A 4,774-nucleotide genomic window follows, 5' to 3' on the forward strand; every position below is an offset into this window, starting at 1 on the left:
TGTCGGCGCCGACACCGAAAAATCCGGCGCCTTCTCCAACACCTATGCGACGCCGGGCTGGCAGCGCGCGCAGGCCAACCGCACCGAGGCCACCGACCGCAACTGGGGCTCGCGCTCCGGCCATCAGGTCGAGCGCATCGGCTATGGCGAGACGGACAGCGGCTACGGCGCCGGCCGCACCTCGGTCAAGGGCCGCACCATCGACGGCGAACTGGTTGCCAAATCCGTCGCCGACAAGCCGTCAGCCTTCAACGTCGGCGACCGCGTCTTCCACCAGAAATTCGGCAACGGCAACATATCAGCCATCGAAGGCAACAAGCTGACCATCGACTTCGACAAGGCCGGCCAGAAACGCGTGCTGGACGGGTTCGTCGCGGCGGTGTGAAGCCCACTTGCCTCGTAGTCCTACAAGCGAACCGCCTTGTGTATGCGTCTCTGGCGGAAGCCTCCCCGCCTTCGTCATCCACGGGCGGAGCAGGAGCGAAGCGACGTCGCGGAGACCCGTGGATGGCGAAGCGATGGACGTTTGCGTCAAGGCATGCGGTCCGCCAACGAAACAGCCCCCTCACCGATACCTTGCCTGGTTCCACTTATGGCCGAGCAGCGACAGGATGATGATCAGGCCGTTGAAGAACTGGACGTAGAAGCCGCTCAGGCCCGCCGCCACGACGCCGGTCTGAATGAACGACACGGTGACGGCGCCGATGGCGCCGCCGACGACGGTGCCGATGCCGCCCCAGGTCGGCGTGCCGCCAACGAACACCGAGGCCAGCACCGGCAGCAGATAGCCGTCGCCGGCCGTCGGCCACCAGGTGAAGTTGATCATCACCGAGAAGGTGCCGGCGATCGCCGCCCCGATGCCGACGAAGACGAACACTTTCACCCGCACGCGCTTGACGTCGATGCCCATCTGCTGGGCGCTGTCTGGATTGTCGCCCACCACCCTCACCTGCGCGCCGAAGCGGTGGCGGTTGTAGAGCATCGCCGACAGCACGACAAAGGCGATGGCCCAGAAGATCTGCACCGGAATGCCCAGGAGCTGGCTGGAAAAGATCGTGTAGGCCCAGCTGTCGCTGAGGCCGGTCAGCGCCATCGACTTGCCTTCGTTGATGATCTGGATCAGGCCGCGCAGCAGGAAATTCATGCCGAGCGTGGCGATCAGCGACGACAGCCCGCCATAGACCACCAGCGAGCCTACCAGGAAGCCGAGCAGCATGCCGGTGATCAGCGCCGCGACGATGCCGAGGAACGGATCGTAGCCAGCCTGCACCACCAGCGCGAAGACCCAGGAAGCAAAACCCATCGTTGCCGGAAACGACAGGTCGATCTCGCCGCAGGTGACGACGAAGACCAGCGGCACCACCACGAACAGCGCCACCGGCAGCGTCGTCAGCACCGAGCGGTAGAGATACCAGGTGGTGAAGACGGTCGGGTTGGCGATCATGAACACCGCCATCATGACGATGAACACGCCGAGCGTGCCGAGCGAAGCGCGGTTGTCGAGGATGAAACCGCGCATCCAGTGATCGGATGGGTGCTTCCACTCCTTCTGGGAACTGGGGCGGGGGATGCCGGCGGACGGCTCGTGCAGATCGGGCTCCATGGTCTTGCTCATCGTGCTCTCTGCTCCGCGTCGCCTGCATCGTGCAGTCCGGCCAATCCGCCCGGATGCGCGACCTCTTCCATGAAATTGATGAGTTCTTCCGCCGTTTTGACCTGGCTGCGGTCGGTCGTCAGCGCGACCTTGCCACGGTCCAGGACCACGAAGCGGTCGGCGATATCGAAGACATGATGGATGTTGTGGCCGATGAACAGGATCGAGCGGCCGCTCGCCCGCACCTGGCGCACGAAGTGGAAGACTTTGGCGGTTTCGGTCAGCGACAGCGCCGTCGTCGGCTCGTCGAGGACGATCAGCTCCGCCTGCTTGTAGATGGCGCGGGCGATCGCCACACCCTGGCGTTCGCCGCCCGACAGCTGGCCGACGATCGACTGCGGCGTGAACACTTTCGAGGTGAAGCCGATCTCGCGCATCAGCCGGCTCGCCTCCTCGATCTCCTTGTTGACCTTAATCCAGCCGAGAAAGCCGGTGAGCTCGCGGCCCATGAAGATGTTGCGCACGATCGTCTGCTGCACGGCCAGCGCCCGGTCCTGGAACACCGTCTCGATGCCGGCCTCGCGCGAGCGCGCCGCGCTCCACCCGGTCACCGCCTTGCCGCGCACGAGGATCTCGCCGCTGGTCGGCTTGACCACGCCCGACAGGATCTTGATCAGGGTCGACTTGCCAGCGCCATTGTCGCCGATCAGGCCGACCACCTCGCCGCGGTCGACGCTGAGATTGACCCCGCCCAGTGCATAAACCTGGCCATAGGATTTGCTGATGTCGCGCAGTTCGATAAGGCGTTCGGCCATCGGATCCTCGCTTGATTGTCGCCAGCGGTCCCGCCGGCCGGGGCCTGATCCCGGCCGACGGCTTAGGAGGTCAGCGCAGCGCCTGCTTGGCAAGCTCTGCGACGATCTCGTAATTCTCAGGCGTGACGAAACCGGCGCCGGTGTCGACATTCATCGGCGCCAGCCCCAGCACCACTTGCTGGCAGAGGCTGAGGATCGGCAGATAGCCCTGCAGGAACGGCTGCTGGTCGGCCGTCAGCTGCACCCAGCCGCCCTTGAAACCCTCGACGATCTGCGGGCTGGTGTCGAAGCCGAAATTGAAGATATCGCCGGGCTTCCGCCCTGCCGCCTGCATGTAGGTCGGGACGTTGCCGAGCATCTGCCCACCGGGATAGCCGACCGCCTTGACGTCGGGATTGTTGAGCAGTGCTGCGGTGATCACCGGAATCGCGAGGTTCGGATCGGCTGCCCACTCGGTTGCGGAGTTGATTTGAACGACATCGATGCCGGCCTCCTTCAGTGCGGCCACTGTCCCGCGCTCACGCGCACCCCTGCTCTCATTGTCGAACGGGCCGATCATGATCGCCTTGTCGCCGGACTTCAGCTTGGCCAGCTTGAACGCCTCGGCCCCGAGTGCGCGGCCCTGCGGCTCCTGCTGGGCGCCGACATAGCCGCCGCCGAACGCCGCCGTTACTGTTGGCACCGGCACGTTCTGGTACATCATCTTGATGCCGTCCTTATGCGCCTGTTCGGCCAGCGGCATGATCGACGCGTCGCCCGGATGACCCATCATGGCGATGCCGTTAGGCTTGACCGCGACCGCCTCGCGCAATTGCTGCACCATCTTTTCGATGTCCCAGCCCGAGAAGATGTAGTCGACCTTCGGCCCGAGATCGGCCGCCGCCTGCTTGGCGCCATTATAGACGATGGTGCCGAAGGCGTCGCCCTCGGCGCCGCCGACGAAGAAGCGGATGTGGACGTCCTTGCACCACTGGGCGTCGAGCGCCTGTGCGGGCAAGGTGGAGATTGCAGCGGCAAGCGCCGTGGCGGCGGCCACGACGGTCGAGCGCAGAAGTGTCGTTCTGATCGCGATGCTCATGCACGTTCCTCCCATTGTTTCCCTCGTCAGCCGAGGGGCTTTCTGACGATTACTTCGGCAGTACCACTTGACGGCCGGCTCCTCCCGCCGGCCGACCCTCACACCGGGTTCGGCAGGTAGCTGGCACCTCCCCGGCATTGCTTCAGATACTCCAGCGCGCGCACCTGCCCGGTGATTTCGAGATCGCCGCGATAGACCGGGTCGTGCCAGCCTTCGATGTCGATGGCGCCCTTGTACCCGGCCAGCCGCAATTCGCTGATCACCCGCGTCCAGTCGCTGTCGCCGAAGCCGGGCGTGCGCATCTGCACGAAGGGCAAACTGCCGAACACGCCATGTTCGCGGATGACGTCCCAGCGCACTGTCGCGTCCTTGCCGTGGACGTGGAAGATGCGCGGCGCCCATTTGCGGATCTGCGGCATCGGATCAATCAGATAGACGAGCTGGTGGCAGGGCTCCCATTCCAGCCCGAGATTGTCGTCGGGCACTTCGTTGAACATCAGCTCCCAGGCGTCGGGATTGTGGGCGATGTTCCAGTCGCCGCTGGCCCAGTTGCCGTCCATCGCGCAGTTCTCGAAGGCGATCCGCACGCCCTTGTCGGCGGCACGCCTCGCCAACGGCCCCCAGACTTCCTTGAAGCGCGGCAGGCTGTCGGTCAGCTTCTTGCCGCGCAGGCGGCCGGTGAAGCCGCTGACCATCGAAGCGCCGAACAGATGCGCATTGTCGATCACCGTTTCCCAGGCCTTGAGCACGCCGCGATCGACCTCGCCGTCTTCCAGCGGATTGCCGAACACGCCGATCGACGAAATGCTGACATCCGCATTGCCGATCGCCTCGCGGATATCACCGGCCAGCCGTGGCAAATCCTTGCCGCCCAGCGTCTGCCAGAAGAAGGGCTGGATGCTCTCGAAGCCAAGCGGCAGGATCTGTTTGATATAGGCCGCCGGGTCGTCGAGATTGGCCCGCACCATGGTGCCGATGCGGATGTCGAGAAGCGGGTTTGGCATCATTGTGCGTCCTCTGCGATCGCCACGCGGCGTCCGGTTTCGGCGCTTTCGATCGCGCCAAAGACCATGGCCAGGCTCTTGATGTTGTCGCTCCCACGCGTTTCCGGCTCGGTGCCGGTCTCGATGGCGTGGATGAAATCCCTGATGATGCCGAGATGGCCGCCGATGCGGTCGGACGCGTCGAGCGGCGGCACCTCGATCGTCTGCGTTTTGTCGAAAATCCCGTCGCGGCCCGGCACGACCACTTCTGCCTTCAACGCATCGTTGCCGTCCCAGGTCAGGC

At 64.7% G+C, this 4,774-nt stretch carries 4 protein-coding genes and 2 pseudogenes; 1 reads left to right on the top strand and 5 read right to left on the bottom strand.

All coding sequences use genetic code 11. The features are described 5' to 3' along the window. Positions 1–385 (top strand): annotated as a pseudogene (locus EN993_RS31580) (ATP-dependent DNA helicase); the annotation flags it as partial. A 180-nt stretch (positions 386–565) separates the two neighbouring features. Here EN993_RS31580 and EN993_RS31585 read toward each other — a convergent pair. The 5 genes and pseudogenes from EN993_RS31585 to EN993_RS31605 all read right to left on the bottom strand — a co-directional run. Continuing rightward, complete coding sequence (locus tag EN993_RS31585; protein WP_109668182.1) at positions 566–1,615, bottom strand: ABC transporter permease; 1,050 nt, start codon at positions 1,613–1,615, stop codon at positions 566–568. Then, entirely contained in the window at positions 1,612–2,409 is a 798-nt protein-coding gene (locus EN993_RS31590; RefSeq protein WP_109668185.1) for an ATP-binding cassette domain-containing protein, read from the bottom strand. The genes EN993_RS31585 and EN993_RS31590 overlap by 4 nt, the downstream gene beginning before the upstream one ends. 70 nt (positions 2,410–2,479) lie before the next feature. Next, positions 2,480–3,487, bottom strand: coding sequence for a substrate-binding domain-containing protein (locus tag EN993_RS31595; RefSeq protein WP_126069531.1), 1,008 nt, complete (start codon positions 3,485–3,487; stop codon positions 2,480–2,482). 98 nt (positions 3,488–3,585) lie between these two features. Continuing rightward, positions 3,586–4,494 carry a sugar phosphate isomerase/epimerase gene (locus EN993_RS31600; protein WP_127265720.1) on the bottom strand — a complete coding sequence of 303 codons (909 nt, stop codon included), beginning with the start codon at positions 4,492–4,494 and terminating at the stop codon, positions 3,586–3,588. After that, positions 4,491–4,774: pseudogene (locus EN993_RS31605) on the bottom strand (gfo/Idh/MocA family oxidoreductase); the annotation flags it as partial. The gene EN993_RS31600 and the pseudogene EN993_RS31605, both read right to left, overlap by 4 nt.

Source organism: Mesorhizobium sp. M7D.F.Ca.US.004.01.2.1 (assembly GCF_003997785.1).
In the GTDB taxonomy this organism is placed as follows: Bacteria; Pseudomonadota; Alphaproteobacteria; order Rhizobiales; family Rhizobiaceae; genus Mesorhizobium; species Mesorhizobium loti.

Excerpts from the sequence above, each read along its gene's own strand:
- EN993_RS31585 (WP_109668182.1), bottom strand. The coding sequence starts at position 1,615 with ATGAGCAAGACCATGGAGCCCGATCTGCACGAGCCGTCCGCCGGCATC.
- EN993_RS31595 (WP_126069531.1), bottom strand. The coding sequence starts at position 3,487 with ATGAGCATCGCGATCAGAACGACACTTCTGCGCTCGACCGTCGTGGCC.
- EN993_RS31600 (WP_127265720.1), bottom strand. The coding sequence starts at position 4,494 with ATGATGCCAAACCCGCTTCTCGACATCCGCATCGGCACCATGGTGCGG.
- EN993_RS31590 (WP_109668185.1), bottom strand. The coding sequence starts at position 2,409 with ATGGCCGAACGCCTTATCGAACTGCGCGACATCAGCAAATCCTATGGC.